Raw genomic sequence first — 20,430 nt, 5'->3', positions numbered from 1 at the left:
GGGCGGGATGCACCGATGACAGGGTGCCATGCCCCGCGTGCCCCACCGGGTCGGTCAAAGAGGTAAGCCTTCGGTGGGCACGGCGCAACATTCATATTGCGCTGCGGCGAATTATGCCGCAGTCAGGCGGTTTTCTTTTGCTTTGCGCCGTTGCGCCAGGGCGGGTTCAGGCTTGGCGCCCCGAAAAAATACCCTTGCATACAGTCGATGCCCGAGTCCTGCAGGAAGGCGGCATCCTGCGCGTTCTCGACGCTTTCGGCGATGGTGAACATGTCGAAATGCTGCGCGATGGAAATCAGGGCGTTGGCCAGGATCTGATTGTCCGGGTTGGTGCCGATGCCCCGGATGAACTGCCCGTCGATCTTGAGGATGTCGAAGTAGAAATCCCGCAGATAGCGGAACGCGGTATAGCCGGCCCCGAAATCATCCAGCGCGAAGGAGATGCCGCGATACTGCAGGTCTTTCATGAAGACGGTCACGAGATCGGGCATCAGCATGGCCGAGCTTTCGGTGATCTCCAGGATCAGCCGTTCGGCCACGGTATCGTCCTGCGACAGCCCGTGGTTAAGGGTCTGCGTCCAGCGCGGGTATCCGATCGACCGGGCCGACATGTTGATCGACAGTCGCAGCGCGGGCGTGTCGGCCAGCGCGGCAAGGCCCATTTCCAACGCGAGACAATCGATCATGCGGCCCATTTCGGTGGTTTCCACGGTGCCGATGAACTCGCGCGCCGGGATGATCCGTCCGGTTTCGTCCAGCACCCGAATCAGCCCCTCGTAGAAGGCCGGCTGCGGCGATCCGCTGGCGCGCATCACCGGCTGATAGGCCAGCGCCACGTCATGTTCGCGCAGCGCGCGGCGAACCATGGCCAGCGTGTCACGATCGCGCGCCGAGATGGCCGCCATCAGCGGGCTGTCATCCTCGCCCGCCGTTGCCCGTTCGGTAATGTGATCGCCTGAATGCATCTGATCCTCCGTGCCGGATGACCATCACATTGCCGCCAAACTTTCTAACAACGGCTTAATATTCGCATTTTGTTCTAATTGTGCTAAATCTCGCCGCGACCGATCAAACCATTGAGAGGATGGGCGTTTCATGGCGGAGAGATGCGGCTGGTGCGGGCAGGAGCCACTTTACGTGGCGTATCACGACACCGAATGGGGCGTGCCGGAGCATGACAGCCGGGCGCTCTGGGAAAAACTGATTCTGGATGGGTTTCAGGCCGGGCTGAGCTGGATCACCATCCTGAAAAAGCGAGAGAATTTCAGGGCCGCCTTTGCCGGGTTCGAGCCCGACGTGATCGCGGATTGGGGTGCCGAGGAGGTGGAGCGCCTGTTGGCCGATCCGGGTATCGTGCGCCATCGCGGCAAGATCGAGGCCACCATCGCCAACGCCCGCGCCTGGCGCGAGATCGAGGCGCGCGAGGGGTTCGACCGGTTTGTCTGGGCCTATGTCGATGGCGCGCCGCTGCAGAACCGGTTCGCCACGATGGCGCAGGTGCCGGCGCAAACGCCGCTGTCGCAGCAGATATCGAAGGATCTGAAGAAGGCCGGGTTCAAGTTCTGCGGGCCGACCATCGTCTATGCCTTCATGCAGGCGGTGGGGATGGTCAACGATCACATCGTGACCTGCCCGGCGCATGACAGGGTGGCCGCGCTGGCCGCGCGCGGCGCCTAAGAGCCCGCGATCAGCGCCGCGATAATGGCCTTGGCGCTGTCGCTGTCCCATTCGGCATCGCCCTGAAGCCGCGCGATCTCTTCGCCTTCGGGAGAGACGATCACGGTGATGGGCAGGCCCAGCACCGCCATGTCGCGGGCCAGTTTCTGGGTCGGGTCGCGCAGGGCGGCGAGATGGGTCACGCCGGTCTCTTCAAAGAACCTGCGGATACCCTGAACCGAATTGCGCCCGACGGCGATGGTGACCACCTGAAACGCGTCGCCGCCCAGCTCCGCCTGCAGCGCGTCGAGCCCCGGCATTTCCTTGCGGCAGGGCGCGCACCAGGTGGCCCAGAAGTTCAGCAGCACGTATTGGCCGCGATATTCGGTCAGGGAATGCGGGCTGTCGGCGAGATCGAGCAGCGGCAGGTCGGGGATGGTGGCGGGGGCGGAGTGGAAGTTGAGCTTCTTCATCGTGCCGTCGCGCAGCGCCTCGAGCGTGGCGGTATCGGCGGCGGCGGCATTTGCACCAAGCGCAAGGGCCGTGTAGAGGACGACGAAACGCAACCAGTTCATATTTCCCTCCGAGGGTATCGCATGACCAAAGACAGCTCGAATGCCATGTGGGGCGGCCGCTTCGCCGCCGGACCGGACGCGATCATGGAGGCGATCAACGCCTCGATCGGGTTCGACAAGCGGCTGGCCGCACAAGACATTCAGGGCTCCCGCGCCCATGCCGCCATGTTGGCGGCAACGGGCATCATTACCGATAGCGATGCAAACGCGATCCGGGAAGGGCTGCTCACGGTCTTGTCAGAGATCGAGGCCGGGGAATTCGCGTTTGCGACCGCGCTGGAAGACATCCACATGAATGTGGAGGCCCGGCTGAAGGAGCTCATCGGCGATCCGGCGGGGCGGCTGCACACCGGGCGCAGCCGGAATGATCAGGTGGCGACCGATTTCAAGCTCTGGGTGCGCGATCAGGCGGATGCCGCCATCCAGGGGCTGGAGGCGCTGATCCGCGCGTTGCTCGCCCAGGCGGAGGCGGGCGCTGACTGGGTGATGCCGGGCTTCACCCATCTGCAGACCGCGCAGCCGGTGACATGGGGCCATCACATGATGGCCTATGTCGAGATGTTCGGCCGCGACATGTCGCGCTTTCGCGATGCCCGCGCGCGGATGAATGAATCGCCCCTGGGCGCGGCGGCGCTGGCCGGCACCTCCTTTCCCATCGACCGGCACATGACGGCACAGGCGCTGGGGTTCGACCGGCCTGCCGCCAACAGCCTCGATGCGGTCTCGGATCGCGATTTCGCGCTGGAATTCCTTTCGGCCGCGTCGATCTGTGCCATGCACCTGTCGCGCTTTTCCGAAGAGCTGGTGATCTGGTCCTCGGCCCAGTTCCGGTTCGTGACCCTGTCGGACCGGTTTTCCACCGGCTCGTCGATCATGCCGCAAAAGAAGAACCCGGACGCGGCCGAGCTGATCCGCGCCAAGATCGGGCGGATCATGGGGGCGATGGTGGCGCTCTTCACTATCATGAAGGGCCTGCCGCTGGCCTATTCCAAGGACATGCAGGAAGACAAGGAACAGGTCTTCGACGCGGCCGACACGCTGATGCTGGCGCTGGCCGCGATGGAAGGAATGGTGCGCGACATGGCCGCCAACGTGCCCGCGCTGGAGGCCGCCGCCGCCAGCGGCTTTTCCACCGCCACGGATCTTGCCGACTGGCTGGTGCGCGCGCTGAACATGCCTTTCCGCGAGGCGCATCACGTGACCGGTGCGCTGGTCGCTCTGGCCGAGGCGCGCGGCTGCGATCTGCCGGAACTGACGCTGGAAGACATGCAGGGCGTGCATGGACAGATCACCGCCGACGTGTTCGAGGTGCTGGGGGTGCGCAATTCCGTTGCCAGCCGGGTCAGCTATGGTGGCACGGCGCCCGATCAGGTGCGCGCGCAGATCGCCCGCTGGAAAGAGGTGTTGGGATGAGGTTTTTCGCATTGCTCGCCGCGCTGGCCCTGGCCGCCTGCGGCGCCGACGGCCCGCCGGTGAAACCGTCGGTGAACACGGGCATCCGCATCGGCACGGATGGCATCCGGTCCAGCACGTCGGTCGGCGTGGACAGCGGCAATGTCGCTGTGCGTGTGGGGCTGTGAGGGCCACGGTGCGCACCCTTCTGTGTGCGCTGACGCTGGGCGCCTGTGGCGATCATGTGCCGTCCGCGGATGAGAGGCCCGCGCCGGGGATCACGATTTCGGGCACGGCCGAGGTGGGTGTCACCGGTCGCGCCTGCGGCGGGCCGCTTAACCTTTTCCTTTGTTCGAAGGCGATCGACTGATGGATCATTTCCTTTACCGCAATGGCATCCTGCATGCCGAAGACGTGCCCGTGACGCAGATCGCCGAAGTGGTCGGAACGCCGTTCTATTGCTATTCAACGGCCACGCTGACCCGGCATTTTCGCCTGTTTGACGAGGCGCTGGAGGGGATGGATCATCTGGTCTGCTACGCAATGAAGGCCAACTCAAATCAGGCGGTCCTGCGGCTGATGGCGGGGCTGGGCGCGGGGGTCGATGTGGTGTCGGGCGGTGAATATGCCCGCGCGATCGCCGCCGGCTTTCCGGGCGAGCGCATCGTGTTTTCCGGCGTCGGCAAGACCCGCGAAGAGATGCGCGCCGCGCTGACCGGCGGCATCCGCCAGTTCAACCTGGAATCCGAGCCCGAGATGCTGGCGCTGAACGCGGTGGCGCTTTCGCTGGGCAAGGTCGCGCCGGTGACCATCCGTGTGAACCCGGATGTGGATGCCAGGACGCATGAGAAGATCTCCACCGGCAAATCGGAAAACAAGTTCGGCATCCCTATCGCCCGGGCGCGCGAGGTGTTCGCCGAGGCCGCCGCCCTGCCGGGGCTGGAGGTGGTGGGCATCGACGTGCATATCGGCAGCCAGCTGACCGATCTGGACCCCTTCGCGCTGGCCTACCGGCGGGTGGCGGAGCTGACCCGTGTGCTGCGCGACGACGGCCATGATATCCGTCGGCTTGATCTGGGCGGCGGGCTGGGCATTCCCTATGAACGGTCCAACAGCGCGCCGCCGCTGCCGGTGGAATACGGCGCGATGGTGCGGCAGGTTCTGGGCGATCTGGATTGCGAGATCGAGATCGAGCCGGGCCGCCTGATCGCCGGCAACGCCGGGATTCTCGTTTCCGAGGTGATCTACCTGAAATCGGGCGAGGGGCGCGATTTCCTGATTCTCGACGCTGCGATGAATGATCTCATCCGCCCGGCGATGTATGGCGCCTATCATGACATCATGCCGGTGATCGAGCCTGCCGCCGGGGCCGAACAGGCAGCCTATGATATCGTGGGCCCGGTCTGCGAATCCGGTGATACTTTTGCCAAACAACGGCTTATGCCCCAGGTTGCCCCCGGCGATCTGGTCGCCTTCCGCTCTGCGGGGGCTTACGGGGCGGTCATGGCGTCGGAATACAACAGCCGCCCGCTGATCCCCGAGGTTCTGGTGCAGGGGGATCAATTCGCTGTCATTCGTGCGCGTCCGACCTTTGACGAGATGATAAACCGCGATACCATCCCGGAATGGCTCTGACCCGCAGTTCCGCGGCGCCGGGCCCCGGATCGGAGCATGACCCAGACACCCCGCACCGCTGATGCCGCGCTGAAATCCCTGGCCCGCCCGATGCGCCTGACGCGCATGGGCATGGTGGCCGAGCGTGCGACGCGCGCGTTCTGGCCACTGTCGACGGTGCTTTTGCTGATCCTGGCGGCGCTGGCCTTCGGGGTGCAGGATCATCTGCCGGCCGAGGCGCTTTGGGCCGGGCTTGGCCTTGGCGCGGCGGCGGCGCTCTGGGCGCTGGTTGCCGGTGTGCGGCGGTTCCGCTGGCCGTCCTCCGCCGAGGCGCTGGCCCGGCTCGACCAGACCCTGCCCGGCCGGCCAATCACCGCGCTGGGCGATCATCAGGCGATTGGCGGCGGCGATGCCGGATCCGAGGCCGTGTGGCGCGCGCATCTGGCGCGGATGGCCGAGCGGGTGAAGCAGGCGCGCGCGGTGCGGCCCGATCTGCGTGTCTCGGGCCTTGACCGGTTCGGGCTGCGCTATGTGGCGGCGACGCTGTTCATAACGTCGGTGATCTTCGGCTCGCTCTGGCGGGTGGCGGATGTGGCGGTGCGGCCCGGTGGGCCCGAGGCCGCGCTGGCCTCCGGCCCGGCATGGGAAGGCTGGGTGGAGCCCCCGGCCTATACCGCGAAACCAACGCTTTATCTGAACGACATTCCCGCCGGCGAACTTGCCGTGCCCGAGGGCAGCCGCGTGACCCTGCGGTTTTACGGCGAGGTCGGCGCGCTGGCGCTGCGCGAAACCGTGTCGGGGCAGGATGCGGCCAGCGATGGCATGGGGCCAAGCTTTGACATAACGCGGGCCGGCCGGATCGCCATAGAGGGGCCGGGCGGGCGCGGCTGGGATATACTTCTGTCGCCCGACACACCGCCGATCGTCGCCTTCAGCGGCGAGATGCAGCGCAAGGCCGATGGCGAGATGAACCAGCCCTTCACCGCCTCGGATGACTACGGCGTGGTCTCGGGGCTGGCGACGATCACGCTGAACCTGGAAGCGGTGGACCGCCGGCATGGCTTGACGGCCGCGCCCGAACCGCGCGACGCTCTGGTGCTGGACCTGCCGATGCCGATCAGCGGCGATCGCCAGTCCTTTGACGAGATGATCGTCGAAAACCTGTCGCAGCATCCTTGGGTGGGCCTGCCGGTCAGCATCGTTCTGAGTGTCGAGGACGCGCAGGGCCAGCCCGGCCGGTCCGAGGCTCTGGCGACCACGCTGCCCGGCCGCCGCTTTTTCGACCCGCTGGCCAAGGCGATCATCGAACAGCGGCGCGATCTGCTGTGGACGCGCGCGAACGGTGCCCGCGCCGCGTCGATCCTGCGCGCGGTCAGCTTTCAGCCCGAAGAGGTGTTCCGCGACAGTTCGGCCTATCTGCGGCTGCGGGTGGCGATCCGGCGGCTGGAGGCGGGGGTGGCCGATGGTCTGACCCCCGAGGCGCGCGACGAGGTGGCGCAGGCGCTGTGGGACATCGCGGTGCTGGTCGAGGAAGGCGATCTGTCGGACGCGCTGGAACGGTTGCGCCGGGCGCAGGACCGGCTTTCGGAGGCGATGCGCAACGGCGCCAGCGACGAGGAAATCGCCGATCTGATGCAGGAAATGCGCGAGGCGATGCAGGACTACATGCGCCAGCTTGCCGAACAATCGCAGCAGGATGGCCAGCAGCAGGCAGAAAACCAGGACACACGCGAGATTACCGGCGATCAGTTGCAGCAGATGCTCGACCGTTTGCAGGAACTGATGGAGCAGGGCCGCATGGCCGAGGCGCAGCAGCTTCTAGAACAGTTGCGCCAGATGATGGAGAACATGCAGGTCACCCAGGGGCCCGGTGGCCAGCAAAGCCCCGGGCAGCAGGCGATGGATGGTCTGGCCCAGACCCTGCGTGACCAGCAGGGGTTGTCGGACGAGGCGTTCCGCGATCTGCAGGAGCAGTTCAATCAGAACGGCCAGCAGGGTGAGCAGGGCGAAGGCGAGGGGCAGCAGGGCCAGGGAGAAGGTCAGGCGCAGGATGGCCAGGGTGGTCAGCAGCCGGGCCAAAGCCTTGCCGAGCGGCAGCAGACGCTGCGCGACGAGCTGAACCGGCTACAGCAGAACCTTCCCGGCGTCGGCGGTGCCGAAGGGCAGGCCGCGCGCGATGCGCTGGACCGCGCCGGGCGTGCGATGGACCGCGCCGAAGACGCGCTGCGCGGTGATGATCTGGCCGGCGCGCTCGACGATCAGGCCGAGGCCATCGATGCGCTGCGCGACGGAATGCGCAACCTGGGCGAGGCGCTGGCCCAGCAGCAGCAAAACCAGCAGGGCGACCAGGGCGAGGCGATGGGCCGGGCCAACGCCGATCAGCAGCGTGACCCGCTGGGGCGTGATCGCGGCGCGCAGGGGCAGATCGGATCGCAGGAGGATATGCTGCAGGGCGCCGATATCTATGGCCGCGCGCGCGAGCTTCTGGATGAAATCCGCCGCCGCTCGGCCGATCAGCAGCGTCCCGAGGCGGAGCTGGACTATCTCAAGCGGCTGCTGGACCGGTTCTGAAGGCCGCTGCCGCGGTCAGCCTGTCAGCCCGTTCAGCGCCGCCGTGAGTTTCTGCACCGTGCCGCTTGTCCAGGAATTTATGGCGGTGCGCAGCTCGTCCGCCGTCGTGACATAGGCTGCCATCATTGGTTCGGCCGGCGGGAATACAGCCGAGATTGTCGGGGCGAACACATAGAGCGCGACGACCAGCGCGGCGACCAGCATCACAAACCCGAAGCCAAAGCCGAATCCGCCGCGCCGGCGCGGCAGCTCGGTATTCTCCAGCACGGGACCGTCGGGAACCCGCCCCTGATCCAGATTGTCCGATGTGGCGCGCAGGGTGGAATTGATTTCCTCGATATCGGGCAGAAGGTCGCGCCGCGGGCCCGCGCTGGTCGTGTGGGGCTGAGGATCGGGCGGGACGCCGCGCAGCCGCGCCATCCGCTCCTGCAGGCCGCTGCGAAAGCCGCCCGCCCCGGCGGCGGCGCCGGCCTCCAGGCCCAGGTCGGGCTGGCTTTCCAGTGTCTCGCGCTGCGCCTCGGCCCGCCGTGCCCGGGTTTCGCGCTCGGCCTCTTCGCGCAGAACGTCCAGAACGGACTCGTCCAGCACTGTCGAGGCGGGCGCATCGCCTGCATGCTGAGGGGGGCTGTCTTCTTCCTCTTCCGGTTCGTCCTCGTCGTCTTGATCGTGATCCGGAAACTGAAAGAACTCCTCCTCCTCCATGGTCTCGATGATCGCGGTGTCGGCTTCCGCCGGCTCTTGCGGAAACACGTCCTGTTCCGGCGGCTGAACCTCTTCGGTATAGGCCGGCTCCGGATCTTCGTCGGGGGTGAAGGCGCCGGGTTGAAACCAGGTGTGGCCGCAGCTCGAGCATTGCACATCGCGACCGTTTTCCGGGATGACAGCGTCGTCAACCTCGTACTGGGCATCGCAATTCGGGCAGATCAGTCGCATCTCGTCCTCTGAGCGCGTGGAAGACGCACCACACCATTTAATCAATTTCCTGCATGTTGTACCACTCGGTTCAGAAATTCAAAGCATTTGCGTCTTCGCCCGATTGAAACCTCATGCTGTGTCGGGCAAAACACTGTCATCAGGGATCGGAGAGGCGTGTGATCGAGCTGGACAAGGTGGCCCATAGCTACGGTGGCGGCGAGCTTCTGTCAGGGATATCGCTGACGCTGATGCCGGGCTCGTTCCATTTTCTGACGGGGCCCTCGGGTGCCGGGAAATCGACCTTTCTGAAACTGTGCTATGGTGAACTGATGCCAAGTGCGGGGCATGTGCAACTGTTCGGGCGCGACGTCGGCGCGATGAGCCGCGATGACGTGGCCCATGCCCGGCGCCGCATCGGCGTGGTTCATCAGGATTGCCAGTTTCTGGATCACCTGCCGCTGGCGGAAAACGTGTTGCTGCCGCTGACCGTCGCCGGGCAGGATACCGGGGCCGAGGCGGACAACCTGATAGAGCTTTTATCCTGGGTCGGGCTGGCGCGTCAGGCCGCGTCGCGCCCGCCCGAGCTTTCGGGCGGCGAGAGGCAGCGCGCCGCGCTGGCCCGCGCCGTGATCATGTCGCCCGAGGTCATCCTGGCCGACGAGCCGACCGGGAACGTGGACTGGGACATGTCGCTGCGGTTGCTGCAATTGCTGGTGGAGCTGAACCGCATGGGCAAGACAATTCTGATCGCCACCCATGATCTGAACCTGATCCGGGCCGCCAAGGCGCAGGTCTCCGCGCGGGTGCTGCGGATCAAGGACCGGCGGATCCAGCTTGCGGGGGCCGATCTGTGAGCCCCGCGCTGATCCGCCTCAGATCGTTCCTGCTGGGCGACGGGCAGGCCGACCGGGTGGTGCCACCCACCGGGTTCACCGTGCGGCTGACGCTGTTCACCTCTGCTGCGATGGGGTTTCTGGCGGTGTTCGCGCTGGCGCTGTCGCTGGCCACCGGGCGGCTGGCCGACCGCTGGTCGGAGGCGCTGGCGCGTACCGCGACGGTGCGCATTTCCGCCCCCGAAGGCCAGATGCAGGCCCAGACCGACGCGGTGATCGAAGTGTTGCGCACCACACCCGGCGTTGTCGGCGCACGGGTGCTGAGCGTGCAGGAGCAGCGCGATCTGCTGGCGCCCTGGTTCGGCCCCGACCTTCCGATCGACAGCCTGCCGCTGCCGCAGCTGGTGGAGTTGCGCGAGACCGGCAAGGGCTATGACGCCGAGGGGCTGCGCCTGCGCCTGTCGGCCGAAGCGCCGGGCGCGGTGCTGGACGATCACGCCCGCTGGCGCCGGCCGCTGGTGCGGGCGGCCGACAGGCTGCGGCTTCTGGGGCTTGTCTCGATCGTTCTGATCGGGATGACAACGGCGGCGATGATCACGCTGTCGGCCAATGCGGCGCTGGCGGCGAATGCGAAGGTGATTCAGGTGCTGCGGCTTGTCGGGGCGCGGGATGTCTATATCGCGCGGGCCTTCGTGCGGCGCTTTACCGGCCGGGCGCTGCAGGGCGCGGCGGCGGGCACGGCGCTCGCCATGCTGGCGGTCGCGCTGCTGCCGGGGGCCGATACCGCGGGCGGGTTCCTGACCGGGCTGGGGTTTCAGGGGGCGGGCTGGCTGTTGCCGCTGCTGATCCCGCCCCTGGCGGGGATCGTCGCCTTCTGGGCGACCCGCGCTGCGGCCTTCCGCACATTGGGCGAGGTGACATGATGGCCCACGCCTGGCGCTGGTTCCGGTCGCTGATATTCGTCGGGCAGATGTATCTGATGATGCTGGTCTTCGGGATTGTCTTCACGCCTTTCGCGCTGGCCTCGCGTCCCTGGGCGTTCCGGGCTGTTCATACCTATTGCAACTGGGTGCGCTGGACCGCGCGCTGGATGATCGGGCTGCGCTCCGAAGTCCGGGGCGAGGTGCCGCGGGACGAGGTGCTGATCGCGGCCAAGCATCAGTCTTTCTTCGACATCATCATGATCGTTTCGGTGGTGCCGCGCCCGAAGTTCATCATGAAGCAGTCGCTGCGCTGGGCGCCGATCCTGGGATGGTACGCGCAGCGCATCGGCTGTGTCGCGGTCGACCGTGGCCAGCGCGGGCTGGCGATTCAGAAGATGGTGGATGATGTTCACAAGGGGCGCGAGGTGCCGGGGCAGCTGATCATCTATCCGCAGGGCACACGGGTGGCGCCGGGGGTGGACAAGCCTTTCAAGATCGGTGCCGGTGTTCTCTACGCCCAGCTCGGGCAGGATTGCGTGCCGGCGGCCACCAATGTCGGGGTGTTCTGGCCGCGCACGGGGATCTACCGCAAGCCGGGGCTGGCGGTGGTGGAGTTTCTGCCGCGCATCCCGGCGGGCAGGCCGACCGCCGAATTCATGGCATCGCTGAGGGAAACGGTCGAGGAGGCGTCGGATGCGCTGATGGCCGAGGCGGGGTTCCGCAAGGAGGGCTGAAATGGAATATGTCACGTCGCTCGAGGCGTTGCAGGCGCTTTACGGCGCGCCGGGGCAGCCGGCCCTGCGCAAGGTCGCGCGGCGGATGACGCCGCAGTATCGCCGCTGGATCATGGCCTCGCGGTTTTGTGTGCTGAGCACCGTGGGGCCGGAGGGCACCGACGGCTCGCCCCGCGGCGACGACCGCCCGGTCGTGGCCGAACTGGACCCGCAGACGCTGGCCCTGCCCGACTGGCGCGGCAACAACCGGATCGACAGCCTGCGCAACATCGTGGCGGACGGGCGCGTGTCGCTGATGTTCATGGTGCCGGGATTGAACACGGTGGTGCGGGTGAATGGAACCGCGAAGCTGACGCTGGACGAGGGGCTGCGCGCGCGGTTCGGGCGGGATGGCAAGGTGCCGCGCAGCGTGATCGTGATCCGCATCGCCGAGATCTACACCCAATGCGCCCGCGCGGTGATGCGGGCGGGGCTGTGGACGGCGGGTGATCAGAGCGCGGGCCTGCCCACGCCCGGCGACATCCTGACCGAGATGACCGAAGGCGAGATCGACGGCGCGGCCTATGACGCGGAATGGCCGGGGCGGGCAGCGACCTCGATGTGGTAGGGGCCGGAGCAGAGAGTTTCATGCCTCCGGCGGGGATATTTTCGGAAAGATGAAGCGGGCGAGCGCTCAGGCCGCCAGCCCCTTGGTGCCCATGCCGAGGAATTTTTTGCGGCGGTCGGTGATCAGCGCCTTGCGGTCCTTGCCGTCAAGCTCTTTCAGCATGTCCGAGATCGCGCGCCCGACCGAAGTGATCGCGGCGTCGCGGTCACGCTGGGCGCCGCCCAGCGGTTCCGGGATGATCCTGTCGATCACGCCGAGCTTTTTGAGATCCTGTGCCGTCAGGCGCAGCGCTTCGGCCGCTTCGCGCATCTTTTCGGCGTCTTTCCACAGGATGCTTGCGCAGCCCTCGGGGGAAATCACCGAATAGACCGAATGTTCCAGCATCGCCAGACGGTTGGCCGTGGCGAAGGCCACCGCCCCGCCCGAGCCGCCCTCGCCGATGACGACCGAGACCAGCGGCACGCCGATTTCGAGGCATTTCTGGGTGCTGCGCGCGATCGCCTCGGACTGGCCGCGTTCCTCGGCGCCCTTGCCGGGATAGGCGCCGGGGGTGTCGACCAGCGTGACCACGGGCAGGTTGAACCGGTCTGCCATATCCATCAGGCGGATCGCCTTGCGATAGCCTTCGGGGCGGGCCATGCCGAAGTTGCGTTCGATCCGGGTTTTGGTGTCGAACCCCTTTTCCTGGCCGATGACCATCACCGGGCGATCATCCAGCCGGGCCAGCCCGCCCATCACCGCGTGATCGTCGGCGAAGTTCCGATCACCGGCCAGGGGTGTGTATTCGGTGAACAGCGCCTCGATGTAATCCTTGCAGTGGGGGCGGTCGGCGTGGCGGGCGACCTGACATTTGCGCCAGGGCGACAGGTTCTGGTAGAGGTCGCGCAGCAGGTCGGCGGCCTTTCTGTCGAGCCCGGCGGCCTCTTGCTCGACGTCCATCTCCTTGTTCGCGGCGGCCAGCGCGCGCAACTCTTCGGCCTTGCCTTCGATTTCGGCCAGAGGTTTTTCGAATTCGAGGTAATTCATGCCGGTCTCCGCTATGCTCGCGCGTTATATGACCTTGGAACAGGCGATTTGCAACACGGGCTGAATGGCCCGGCAACGGATTTGGAACTGCGGTTCGTGCCGGATATCGAGGATCATGACGAGCGTTTGACGGGCGCGCGGACGCCCCCGGTTCCGGTCCTTGTGCGCGGATCGGAGGGGGCCTGTCGCAGCCAGGCCGGCGCAAGGTGGCCACGGGAACACCAGCCTTGAGATATATCTGAATGGTCCGGTGAAAAGGCCCCTGTCGTTTCGCTGACCAGGCCGGTGGCGGCCGATCGAACAAGGTACCGGTTGGCGCCCCGGCCGGGGTGCAGGAATGGCCGGGGCGCCTGCCGTTACTGCGCCTTCGCGAGGTTCAGCAACGTTTCGAACTGGTCCGCGGTCAGCACGCTGCGCCAGTGATCGGTGCAGTTCGACCGCATCATCACCAGCCTGGTTTCATTGGCGCCGACCTCTTCGGCCAGAGCCTGACGCTCTTCGACCGGGGCGCCGGAGATGATCGCCGCGCGCAGTTTCGCGCGGGCTTCTGTCGCCTGTGCTTCCAGTGCCTTGCGCTGGGCGGGCATGGTTCCCAGCCAGGCCTTCACATCGGCGCGCTGGGCGTCGTTCAGCCCGAGAGCATCGGCATTCTTCGCCACCAGCGGGGTGAAGGCGACAATGGGCAGCGACAGCTCGCTGCGCCGGTTCTGCTGGGCGCCGACGGCGGTGGCGCAGGCCAGAACAACGGCGGCGGACAGAAGAAGCTTTTTCATGAGGGCTCCGGTTTGGGCTGAAAGAGATCAAGGCAAACATTCCAGTGTGGGAATGTTTGCGCCTTGATCGAAATCAAGACAGCCCGGATCAACGCAAAGCGGGGCCAAACGGCCCCGCCCCGCAGCCCCACAGATGTTTGCTCAGGCCCCGCCGATCATTTCGGACTGGCGCACGATCACCTCGGCCTGCTTGATGCTGGCGATGTCCACCAGGCGGCCCTTGTAGACGGTGGCGCCTTCGCCATTGGCCTTGGCCTGTTCCATCGCGGCCAGAATCTCGCGCGCTTCAAGCACCTGTGCCTCGGAGGGGGTGAACACCGCGTTGGCAAGGGCGATCTGCTTGGGGTGGATCGCCCATTTGCCGACCATGCCCAGCGTGGCCGAGCGGCGGGCCTGGGCACGAAAACCCTCATCGTCGCTGAAATCGCCGAACGGGCCGTCGACCGGCAGCACGCCATGGGTGCGGCAGGCGGCGACGATGGCGGCCTGCGCCCAGTGCCACGGGTCCGACCAATGCCTGGCGCCCTCGTGCAGCATGTAGTAGTTTTCCTGCGTGCCGCCGATGCCGGTGGTCTGCATCCCCATCGAGGCGGCGAAATCGGCGGCGCCGAGGCTCATGGCCTGAAGCCGGGGCGAGGCGGCGGCAATCTCCTCGACATGGGCGATGCCGGCGGCGCTTTCGATGATCACCTCGAAGCTGATCGGTTTGGCGCGGCCCCTGGCGGCCTCAATCGCGGTGACCAGCGCATCCACCGCGTAAACATCCGCCGCGCAGCCCACCTTGGGGATCATGATCTGATCCAGCCGGTCGCCTGCCTGCTCCAGCAGATCGACGACATCGCGGTACCAGAAGGGCGTATCCAGGCCGTTGATACGGACCGACAGGTATTTGTTGCCCCAATCCACATCGCCGATCGCCTCGATGATGTTCTTGCGGGCCTGCGGCTTGTCGTCGGGCGCCACGCTGTCTTCCAGATCGAGGTTGATCACATCGGCCGCGCTGCCGGCCATCTTTTCGAAAATCGCGGGGCGCGAGCCGGGGCCGAACAGCTGGCAGCGGTTGGGGCGGGCCGGGGGGCTGGGCTGAATGCGAAAGCTCATGGGCGTGCCTTTCGGTAACGATGTTTCGTATATGGTTTGGTATTTGGTAGAATATTGCACGGACCTCTTCAACCTGTCTTTTGCTGGCGCAGAACGGGCGCTGCGATGCGGCGGATGAAAGGGGCGTTTTGCACGATTCTTCGACAACACTGCCTGCGATCCGAAGTTTCTTCCACCCGGCCCGTGCATGCGCAGCAAGATAGAGAGGACATTCCCGCGCGCGCTGTTAGCCTTGCCAGAACTTTTGCGGAGATACACCAATGATCGAAACACCTTATCTTTTGTTCCTGGGCGACGCGCCCGATCCGCTGGCCGCGAAGGTTGCGCAGGGCATCCGTGACTGGCGGCCCGATCACGCGGTGGGGCAGTACCGGATGGAAGGCTGCAAGGCCGATCTGGGGCTGGCCGACATGTCGCTGGCCGAGGCCAAGGCGGCGGGGGCCCGGACGCTGGTGATCGGTGTGGCCAACCGCGGCGGGATCATCTCTCCGGCGTGGAAAAAGGTGCTGGTGGCGGCGCTGGAAGAAGGTTTCGACCTTGCCAGCGGGCTGCACAACCTGCTGCGCGACGAGCCGGATCTGGCGGCGGTCGCAACCGCCTGCGGGCGGCAGTTGCATGACGTTCGGGTGCCGTCGGTGAAATATCCGATCGCCAGCGGGGTGCCGCGCAGCGGCAAGCGGTGCCTGGCCGTGGGCACCGATTGTTCGGTGGGCAAGATGTATACCGCGCTGGCGATGGACAGCGAGATGAAGGTGCGCGGCCTGAAATCCAGCTTTCGCGCGACCGGGCAGACCGGCATTCTGATCACCGGAGACGGTGTGCCGCTGGACGCGGTCGTGGCGGATTTCATGGCAGGCTCGGTCGAATGGCTGACGCCGGACAATGACGCGGATCACTGGGACATGATCGAGGGGCAGGGCAGCCTGTTTCACGTCTCCTATTCCGGGGTCACCATGGCGCTGGTGCATGGCGGCCAGCCCGATGCGCTGATCCTGTGCGACGAGCCGACGCGGCCGCATATGCGCGGCTTGCCGGGGTACAAGCTGCCATCGCTGGAGGATCTGCGCGATGTGGCGCTGACCCTGGCGCGGGTGGCGAACCCGGCCTGCCAGGTCATCGGCATTTCGGTCAACACCCAGCACATGACCGAGGAACAGGCGCTGGCGCATCTGGCCGAGGTCGAGGCGCGGATGGGCCTTCCGGCTGTGGATCCGTTCCGTCAGGGCGCGGGCCGGCTGGTCGATGCGCTGAGCGCGGTCTAGGCCGGGCATTCTTCGGGCCCTTGCGGGCTTTATCGCGGTGGGGCAGACAGGGCGGCAAGGCCCATGCGCCAAGGGGGCAAGATGAAACTGACCGTTACAGCCGACACGTTCCGCCTTGCGGAGGTTTTCACCATCTCGCGCGGGTCACGGACCCAGGCGCAGGTGCTGACCGTGCGCATCGGCGACGGCGCGCATCAGGGCTGGGGCGAATGCGTGCCCTATGCCCGCTACGGCGAAACGCTGGCAAGCGTGTCGGCCGAAATCGAAGCGCTGCCGCTGCCGCTTGATCGTGCCGGCCTGCAGCGCGCCCTTCCCGCAGGCGCGGCGCGCAACGCGGTGGATTGCGCCCTGTGGGATCTGGAGGCCAAGCGCGCCGGAAAACGGGTGTGGGAACTGGCCGGCCTGCCCGCACCGGGGCCGATGATCACCGCCTATACCCTGTCGCTCGACACGCCCGAGAACATGCGCGCGGCGGCGGCGAAACATGCCCACCGGCCGTTGTTGAAGATCAAGCTGGGCACGCCGGATGACATGCCCAGGCTGGAGTCCGTGCGCGCCGGCGCGCCCGCCGCCCGTATCATCGTCGATGCCAACGAGGGCTGGACGGCCGAGGTCTATGCAGAGCTTGCGCCGCATCTGGTGCGGCTGGGGGTGGAACTGGTGGAGCAGCCCCTGCCGGCGGGCAACGACGACATGCTGGCCGAGATCGCCCGGCCGCTGCCCGTCTGTGCCGACGAGGCCTGCCATGATCGCGCCTCTCTGCCCGCGCTGAAGGGCAAGTATGACCTGGTGAACATCAAGCTCGACAAGACCGGCGGGCTGACCGAGGCGCTGGCGCTGCGCGATGCGGCCCGCGCCGAAGGCTATGGCGTGATGGTGGGCTGCATGGTCGGTTCGTCGCTGGCCATGGCGCCGGCGGTTCTGCTGGCGCAGGGCGCCGATGTGACAGACCTTGACGGGCCGCTGCTTCTGGCCGAAGACCGGCCCGAGCCGCTGACATATGACGAGGCCGGGGTGCATCCGTCCGCACCCGCCCTCTGGGGATAGGAGACAGACCATGAGCCGCACAGTTTACGTGAACGGAGAGTACCTGCCCGAAGCCGAGGCCAAGGTCTCGGTCTTTGACCGCGGGTTCCTGTTCGCCGACGGGGTGTATGAGGTGACCTCTGTTCTGGGGGGCAAGCTGCTGGATTTCGAGGGCCACGCCAAACGGCTGGAGCGATCGCTGGCAGAGCTGGACATGCCATCGCCGATCTCGATGGAGGATCTGCTGGAGGTCCACCGCGAACTGGTGCGGCGCAACGATCTGGACGAGGGAATGATCTATCTTCAGATCACCCGTGGCGCGGCCGGTGACCGGGATTTCGTTTTCCCCGACCCCGAGGTGACCCCGCCCACCATCGTGCTGTTCACCCAGTCCAAGACGCTGGCCGATGTGCCGGCCGCGAAAACCGGCATCAAGGTGATTTCCATCGACGACATCCGCTGGGGTCGGCGCGACATCAAGACGGTGCAGCTGCTCTACCCCTCGATGGGCAAGATGATGGCCAAGGCCGCCGGCGCCGATGACGCCTGGATGGTCGAGGATGGCGAGGTGACGGAAGGCACGTCGAACAACGCCTATATCGTGAAGGACGGCAAGATCATCACCCGCCACCTTGGCAGTGAAATCCTGCACGGGATCACCCGCGCCGCGGTGCTGCGCTTTGCCCGCGAAGCGCAGATGGTGGTGGAAGAGCGCGCCTTCACCATCGAAGAGGCCAAGGAGGCCGATGAGGCCTTCGTGACTTCGGCCTCGTCCTTCGTCATGCCGGTGGTGTCGGTCGACGGTGTTTCGCTGGGCGACGGCATGCCGGGGCCGGTCGCGGCCCGCCTGCGCGAGATCTATCTGGACGAAAGCCGCAAGGCGGCGGTCTGACCGGGCGGGCCGGTCCGCGGTCAGAAGCTGCGGACCAGCACCATCGCGGGATCGAATGTGGTGACGCCTTCCAGCAGCGCCACCTGTTTGCCCGCGACCGACAGCATCAGTGCGTTCTTGTCCTCCAGCACCTCATGGGTCAGGTCGCTGTCATCCAGCGGGCCGAAGGTGTCTAAGTCGAAATCGAGGAAGATGATTTCGCTCTCCGGGTCGAAATCGCTGACCGTCACGATCTCCGCGCCCGGGTCCGACGTCCATGCGACAAAGGCGTCATCGCCCGCGCCGCCGCTCATCACATCACCATCGTCGCCGAGCAGAATGTCGCGGCCATAGCCGCCGAACAGGGCGTCGGGCGTCTCGGTGCCGGGCGCGTCGGTGGCGTCGAGGTAATCCCGGCCGGTATCGCCGTGGAGCGTGTTCGAGCCCATATTGTCGACGATCAGATCGTCACCGGCGCCGCCTCGGATCAGGTCGTCGCCCTCGTCGAGCGGCGGGTCCGTGTCGGTCACGTTGAAAGAGGCGTCGTCGCCATCCGCCAGGAACACCTCGTCATCGCCGGGGCCGCCCGTCAGCAGGTCGTCGCCCGGGCCGCCGAACAGAACATCGTCGCCCGCGCCGCCGGTTCCTTCGTCGTCGCCCTCTTCGAACACGACCCGGTCGTTCCCGCCCATGGCATCGACGAAGTCATCGCCCGCGCCCGCGTCGATCGAATTCGGCGCGTCATCGCCCAGGATGGTTTCATCGGCATCGGTGTAGATGTCGTATTCTTCGGGCGGCGCGTTCGGATCGTCGGAATCGTCGTTGTCTTCGCTAAGCTGATCAATCGCGAAAATGGTGCCGATCAGGGCGGGCAGGAAAAGCAGTGCGAGCATGGGAATCTCCAGTCATTAAGCCCGAGTTAACAGGGCTTTAGGCCGGGGTGCCAGAAGAATTCGGGGCCGTTGTTTCCGGCCGCCGGGCAATCGCGCGGCGGGGGCGGGATTGTTGCCAGACGGCCCGGAAATCGCGGGATTCATTCCTTGTCGGTGACATTCTCGCGAAAGGCGACCTCGAAATCGGCCTGCTGCTCGGGGCTGGCCTCGGCCTGGAACCGCGCCTTCCATTCGGCATAGGGCATGCCGTAGAACGTCTCGCGCGCCGCGTCCTGCGACATCTCGATGCCGCGTTCCTGCGCGGCTTCCATGTACCAGCGGCTCAGGCAGTTGCGGCAGAACCCGGCCAGGTTCATCAGGTCGATGTTCTGCACGTCGGCGCGGTCTTCCATCAGGTGGCGGCGCAGGCGCCGGAAGGCGGCGGCCTCCAGTTCTATGCGGGTCTGATCGTCCATGGGGCCTCCGACTGGTTTACAGGGTACGCTTGGCATAGGTCGCCGGGTTGGTGTCCTTGATGTCCACCGACAGGCTGCCCACGTCGGCGAGGCTGTCATCAAGCGTGGCAAGAATGGCCTGGGTGACGCGGGTTCGCGTCGCCTCGTCGCGCCCGGCCAGAAGATGCACCGTGACATGGGCAAAGCTTTGCGGCTCGGTGCCGATCAGGGAAAAGGGGCAGGGCAGGGCGCGCACCTTGATCGCGGAGGGATCGGGGAACACCCCGGTCGCCTCGGCGGTTTCGAACACGCGGGCGCACAGCGCGGCCATGTCATGGGTGTCGCTGAGCGCGGCGGAATATTCGATGATGATATGGGGCATGGGGTCTCCTTACACGCCGGATCTTTCCAGAACCTCTTGCAGGATCGGGACCAGACGTTCGGCCCAGGCATATTGCTGGGATTGGTCCACGATCAGATCGTTGCGCAGCTCTATCAATGTGCTGGGGCGGCCCGGAATCTCGGCGTGGCGATCGATGGAATCGCCGGGCAGGTGGCCGCCATAGGGCTCGTTCTCGCCCACGCACAGATCGGGCTCCTGCCGCAGCCGCCAGATCAGCGGGCGTGCCAGCCGCTGGTCGGCCGCATGCAGGATGCCGATGTGCCAGGGCCGGGGCGGGCGCCCCTTCAGCCGTTCGGTATAGCTGTGGATGGCCAGGATCACCGTATCCTCGCGCCGCGCCGCCAGCCGCGCCAGCGCATCGTGATAGGGGCGGTAACAGCGCGCCAGCCGCCGCTCCAGCTCTTCGGCGTCGGCGCGGGCGTTGCCGGGGATGATGGTGCCATCATAAAGGCGCATCAGAAGGGTCGGGTCATCCTCGCCCCGGTTGGGGTCGATCACCAGCCGTGAGAAATTGGAGAGGATGGCCGGAGAGTCCAGCAGTTCGGCCAGCCGCGTCGTGACCCCGGCGGCGCCCGGATCGAAGGCGATGTGGCGCGCCATGTCTTCGGGATGCACGCCCAGCGTGCCGCCGCCGACAAAGGGGGGCACGGTGTTGGCGGCATGGTCGCAGGTCACCAGCCAGCGGCCGGGGCGATCTTCGCCAATTATCTGAAACGGTTCGTAGGTCATGGCCCTGTCATCTTTTCAGGTCACACCCCTCTACGCCAGCCGCGCGGAAAGCGCCAGTTGTCAGTGGCTTCGCGGCGGCCTAACAATGGGGA

At 66.2% G+C, this 20,430-nt stretch carries 23 protein-coding genes; 13 read left to right on the top strand and 10 right to left on the bottom strand.

Annotated elements, in window-relative coordinates:
- Window positions 1-122: 122 nt before the first annotated feature.
- Entirely contained in the window at window positions 123-965 is an 843-nt protein-coding gene (locus tag GGR17_RS12410; RefSeq protein ID WP_054539847.1) for an EAL domain-containing protein, read from the bottom strand.
- Window positions 966-1,095: 130 nt separating this feature from the next.
- Here GGR17_RS12410 and GGR17_RS12405 point away from each other — a divergent pair, with 130 nt between their 5' ends.
- Window positions 1,096-1,677 carry a DNA-3-methyladenine glycosylase I gene (locus GGR17_RS12405; RefSeq protein ID WP_054539846.1) on the top strand — a complete coding sequence of 194 codons (582 nt, stop codon included), beginning with the start codon at window positions 1,096-1,098 and terminating at the stop codon, window positions 1,675-1,677.
- Here GGR17_RS12405 and GGR17_RS12400 read toward each other — a convergent pair.
- The gene (locus GGR17_RS12400) at window positions 1,674-2,231 is read right to left on the bottom strand and encodes a TlpA disulfide reductase family protein (protein ID WP_054539845.1); all 558 of its coding nucleotides are present in this window, start codon (window positions 2,229-2,231) and stop codon (window positions 1,674-1,676) included. The genes GGR17_RS12405 and GGR17_RS12400 overlap by 4 nt on opposite strands.
- 21 nt (window positions 2,232-2,252) lie before the next feature.
- On the opposite strand from GGR17_RS12400, the gene argH reads away from it, so the two are divergent.
- The 5 genes from argH to GGR17_RS12375 are packed head-to-tail and all read left to right on the top strand — an operon-like array spanning window position 2,253 to window position 7,808.
- Window positions 2,253-3,644, top strand: a complete 1,392-nt coding sequence (argH, locus tag GGR17_RS12395) for an argininosuccinate lyase (protein WP_054539844.1) — start codon at window positions 2,253-2,255, stop codon at window positions 3,642-3,644.
- Complete coding sequence (locus tag GGR17_RS12390) at window positions 3,641-3,811, top strand: hypothetical protein (protein ID WP_173585968.1); 171 nt, start codon at window positions 3,641-3,643, stop codon at window positions 3,809-3,811. The genes argH and GGR17_RS12390 overlap by 4 nt, the downstream gene beginning before the upstream one ends.
- A gap of 8 nt (window positions 3,812-3,819) precedes the next feature.
- Entirely contained in the window at window positions 3,820-3,993 is a 174-nt protein-coding gene (locus tag GGR17_RS12385) for an argininosuccinate lyase (RefSeq protein WP_157445607.1), read from the top strand.
- The gene (gene lysA, locus GGR17_RS12380; RefSeq protein WP_054539843.1) at window positions 3,993-5,258 is read left to right on the top strand and encodes a diaminopimelate decarboxylase; all 1,266 of its coding nucleotides are present in this window, start codon (window positions 3,993-3,995) and stop codon (window positions 5,256-5,258) included. Before GGR17_RS12385 ends, lysA begins: the two co-directional genes overlap by 1 nt.
- A gap of 36 nt (window positions 5,259-5,294) precedes the next feature.
- Window positions 5,295-7,808 (top strand): TIGR02302 family protein, encoded by a 2,514-nt coding sequence (locus GGR17_RS12375; protein ID WP_054539842.1) that lies wholly within the window; start codon window positions 5,295-5,297, stop codon window positions 7,806-7,808.
- Between the two features lie 15 nt (window positions 7,809-7,823).
- On the opposite strand, the gene GGR17_RS12370 is transcribed toward GGR17_RS12375, so the two are convergent.
- Window positions 7,824-8,741: a zinc-ribbon domain-containing protein gene (locus GGR17_RS12370; RefSeq protein ID WP_054539841.1), complete on the bottom strand. Its 918-nt coding sequence runs from the start codon at window positions 8,739-8,741 to the stop codon at window positions 7,824-7,826.
- Between the two features lie 158 nt (window positions 8,742-8,899).
- On the opposite strand from GGR17_RS12370, the gene GGR17_RS12365 reads away from it, so the two are divergent.
- From GGR17_RS12365 to GGR17_RS12350, 4 genes are read left to right on the top strand one after another with little or no spacing between them, the layout of a single operon-like run.
- Entirely contained in the window at window positions 8,900-9,577 is a 678-nt protein-coding gene (locus GGR17_RS12365) for a cell division ATP-binding protein FtsE (RefSeq protein ID WP_054539840.1), read from the top strand.
- Entirely contained in the window at window positions 9,574-10,479 is a 906-nt protein-coding gene (locus GGR17_RS12360; protein ID WP_157445606.1) for a cell division protein FtsX, read from the top strand. The genes GGR17_RS12365 and GGR17_RS12360 overlap by 4 nt, the downstream gene beginning before the upstream one ends.
- The gene (locus tag GGR17_RS12355; RefSeq protein WP_054539839.1) at window positions 10,479-11,213 is read left to right on the top strand and encodes a lysophospholipid acyltransferase family protein; all 735 of its coding nucleotides are present in this window, start codon (window positions 10,479-10,481) and stop codon (window positions 11,211-11,213) included. Before GGR17_RS12360 ends, GGR17_RS12355 begins: the two co-directional genes overlap by 1 nt.
- A gap of 1 nt (window position 11,214) precedes the next feature.
- A complete protein-coding gene (locus GGR17_RS12350) occupies window positions 11,215-11,820 on the top strand; it encodes a pyridoxamine 5'-phosphate oxidase family protein (protein WP_054539838.1) in 606 nt (201 codons plus the stop codon).
- 66 nt (window positions 11,821-11,886) lie between these two features.
- Here the strand turns inward: GGR17_RS12350 and GGR17_RS12345 are convergent, their stop codons facing one another.
- The 3 genes from GGR17_RS12345 to GGR17_RS12335 form a co-directional block, all read right to left on the bottom strand.
- Entirely contained in the window at window positions 11,887-12,846 is a 960-nt protein-coding gene (locus GGR17_RS12345; RefSeq protein WP_054539837.1) for an acetyl-CoA carboxylase carboxyltransferase subunit alpha, read from the bottom strand.
- 356 nt (window positions 12,847-13,202) lie between these two features.
- Window positions 13,203-13,619, bottom strand: a complete 417-nt coding sequence (locus GGR17_RS12340; protein WP_054539836.1) for a Spy/CpxP family protein refolding chaperone — start codon at window positions 13,617-13,619, stop codon at window positions 13,203-13,205.
- Between the two features lie 141 nt (window positions 13,620-13,760).
- A complete protein-coding gene (locus GGR17_RS12335) occupies window positions 13,761-14,720 on the bottom strand; it encodes an L-malyl-CoA/beta-methylmalyl-CoA lyase (RefSeq protein ID WP_054539835.1) in 960 nt (319 codons plus the stop codon).
- Window positions 14,721-14,980: 260 nt separating this feature from the next.
- Between GGR17_RS12335 and dgcN the strand changes: the two genes are divergently transcribed.
- The 3 genes from dgcN (at window position 14,981) to GGR17_RS12320 (ending at window position 17,900) form a co-directional block, all read left to right on the top strand.
- The gene (gene dgcN, locus GGR17_RS12330; RefSeq protein WP_054539834.1) at window positions 14,981-15,982 is read left to right on the top strand and encodes an N-acetyltransferase DgcN; all 1,002 of its coding nucleotides are present in this window, start codon (window positions 14,981-14,983) and stop codon (window positions 15,980-15,982) included.
- An 81-nt stretch (window positions 15,983-16,063) separates the two neighbouring features.
- Window positions 16,064-17,029, top strand: a complete 966-nt coding sequence (gene dgcA, locus GGR17_RS12325; protein WP_054540472.1) for an N-acetyl-D-Glu racemase DgcA — start codon at window positions 16,064-16,066, stop codon at window positions 17,027-17,029.
- Between the two features lie 10 nt (window positions 17,030-17,039).
- Window positions 17,040-17,900, top strand: a complete 861-nt coding sequence (locus GGR17_RS12320) for a D-amino-acid transaminase (RefSeq protein ID WP_054539833.1) — start codon at window positions 17,040-17,042, stop codon at window positions 17,898-17,900.
- A 20-nt stretch (window positions 17,901-17,920) separates the two neighbouring features.
- On the opposite strand, the gene GGR17_RS12315 is transcribed toward GGR17_RS12320, so the two are convergent.
- The 4 genes from GGR17_RS12315 to GGR17_RS12300 form a co-directional block, all read right to left on the bottom strand.
- Window positions 17,921-18,772 (bottom strand): calcium-binding protein, encoded by an 852-nt coding sequence (locus GGR17_RS12315; protein WP_054539832.1) that lies wholly within the window; start codon window positions 18,770-18,772, stop codon window positions 17,921-17,923.
- Window positions 18,773-18,912: 140 nt separating this feature from the next.
- Window positions 18,913-19,227, bottom strand: a complete 315-nt coding sequence (locus GGR17_RS12310) for a DUF1244 domain-containing protein (protein ID WP_054539831.1) — start codon at window positions 19,225-19,227, stop codon at window positions 18,913-18,915.
- Between the two features lie 16 nt (window positions 19,228-19,243).
- Window positions 19,244-19,588 (bottom strand): 5-carboxymethyl-2-hydroxymuconate Delta-isomerase, encoded by a 345-nt coding sequence (locus tag GGR17_RS12305; protein ID WP_037207849.1) that lies wholly within the window; start codon window positions 19,586-19,588, stop codon window positions 19,244-19,246.
- Window positions 19,589-19,597: 9 nt separating this feature from the next.
- On the bottom strand, window positions 19,598-20,338 hold the full coding sequence (locus GGR17_RS12300) for an N-formylglutamate amidohydrolase (RefSeq protein ID WP_054539830.1): 741 nt from the start codon (window positions 20,336-20,338) through the stop codon (window positions 19,598-19,600).
- Between the last annotated feature and the right edge of the window lie 92 nt (window positions 20,339-20,430).

Source organism: Actibacterium naphthalenivorans, assembly GCF_014196965.1.
Lineage (GTDB): Bacteria > Pseudomonadota > Alphaproteobacteria > Rhodobacterales > Rhodobacteraceae > Actibacterium_A > Actibacterium_A naphthalenivorans.
Note: the sequence above shows the minus strand (reverse complement) of the source record. Positions and strands in the feature narration are given on the sequence as shown.

What these genes read in the sequence shown, in the direction of transcription:
- GGR17_RS12410 (WP_054539847.1), bottom strand. Translation starts at nt 965, where the DNA reads ATGCATTCAGGCGATCACATTACCGAACGGGCAACGGCGGGCGAGGAT.
- GGR17_RS12405 (WP_054539846.1), top strand. Translation starts at nt 1,096, where the DNA reads ATGGCGGAGAGATGCGGCTGGTGCGGGCAGGAGCCACTTTACGTGGCG.
- GGR17_RS12400 (WP_054539845.1), bottom strand. Translation starts at nt 2,231, where the DNA reads ATGAACTGGTTGCGTTTCGTCGTCCTCTACACGGCCCTTGCGCTTGGT.
- argH (WP_054539844.1), top strand. Translation starts at nt 2,253, where the DNA reads ATGACCAAAGACAGCTCGAATGCCATGTGGGGCGGCCGCTTCGCCGCC.
- GGR17_RS12390 (WP_173585968.1), top strand. Translation starts at nt 3,641, where the DNA reads ATGAGGTTTTTCGCATTGCTCGCCGCGCTGGCCCTGGCCGCCTGCGGC.
- lysA (WP_054539843.1), top strand. Translation starts at nt 3,993, where the DNA reads ATGGATCATTTCCTTTACCGCAATGGCATCCTGCATGCCGAAGACGTG.
- GGR17_RS12375 (WP_054539842.1), top strand. Translation starts at nt 5,295, where the DNA reads ATGACCCAGACACCCCGCACCGCTGATGCCGCGCTGAAATCCCTGGCC.
- GGR17_RS12370 (WP_054539841.1), bottom strand. Translation starts at nt 8,741, where the DNA reads ATGCGACTGATCTGCCCGAATTGCGATGCCCAGTACGAGGTTGACGAC.
- GGR17_RS12355 (WP_054539839.1), top strand. Translation starts at nt 10,479, where the DNA reads ATGGCCCACGCCTGGCGCTGGTTCCGGTCGCTGATATTCGTCGGGCAG.
- GGR17_RS12350 (WP_054539838.1), top strand. Translation starts at nt 11,215, where the DNA reads ATGGAATATGTCACGTCGCTCGAGGCGTTGCAGGCGCTTTACGGCGCG.
- GGR17_RS12345 (WP_054539837.1), bottom strand. Translation starts at nt 12,846, where the DNA reads ATGAATTACCTCGAATTCGAAAAACCTCTGGCCGAAATCGAAGGCAAG.
- GGR17_RS12340 (WP_054539836.1), bottom strand. Translation starts at nt 13,619, where the DNA reads ATGAAAAAGCTTCTTCTGTCCGCCGCCGTTGTTCTGGCCTGCGCCACC.
- GGR17_RS12335 (WP_054539835.1), bottom strand. Translation starts at nt 14,720, where the DNA reads ATGAGCTTTCGCATTCAGCCCAGCCCCCCGGCCCGCCCCAACCGCTGC.
- dgcN (WP_054539834.1), top strand. Translation starts at nt 14,981, where the DNA reads ATGATCGAAACACCTTATCTTTTGTTCCTGGGCGACGCGCCCGATCCG.
- dgcA (WP_054540472.1), top strand. Translation starts at nt 16,064, where the DNA reads ATGAAACTGACCGTTACAGCCGACACGTTCCGCCTTGCGGAGGTTTTC.
- GGR17_RS12320 (WP_054539833.1), top strand. Translation starts at nt 17,040, where the DNA reads ATGAGCCGCACAGTTTACGTGAACGGAGAGTACCTGCCCGAAGCCGAG.
- GGR17_RS12315 (WP_054539832.1), bottom strand. Translation starts at nt 18,772, where the DNA reads ATGCTCGCACTGCTTTTCCTGCCCGCCCTGATCGGCACCATTTTCGCG.
- GGR17_RS12310 (WP_054539831.1), bottom strand. Translation starts at nt 19,227, where the DNA reads ATGGACGATCAGACCCGCATAGAACTGGAGGCCGCCGCCTTCCGGCGC.
- GGR17_RS12305 (WP_037207849.1), bottom strand. Translation starts at nt 19,588, where the DNA reads ATGCCCCATATCATCATCGAATATTCCGCCGCGCTCAGCGACACCCAT.
- GGR17_RS12300 (WP_054539830.1), bottom strand. Translation starts at nt 20,338, where the DNA reads ATGACCTACGAACCGTTTCAGATAATTGGCGAAGATCGCCCCGGCCGC.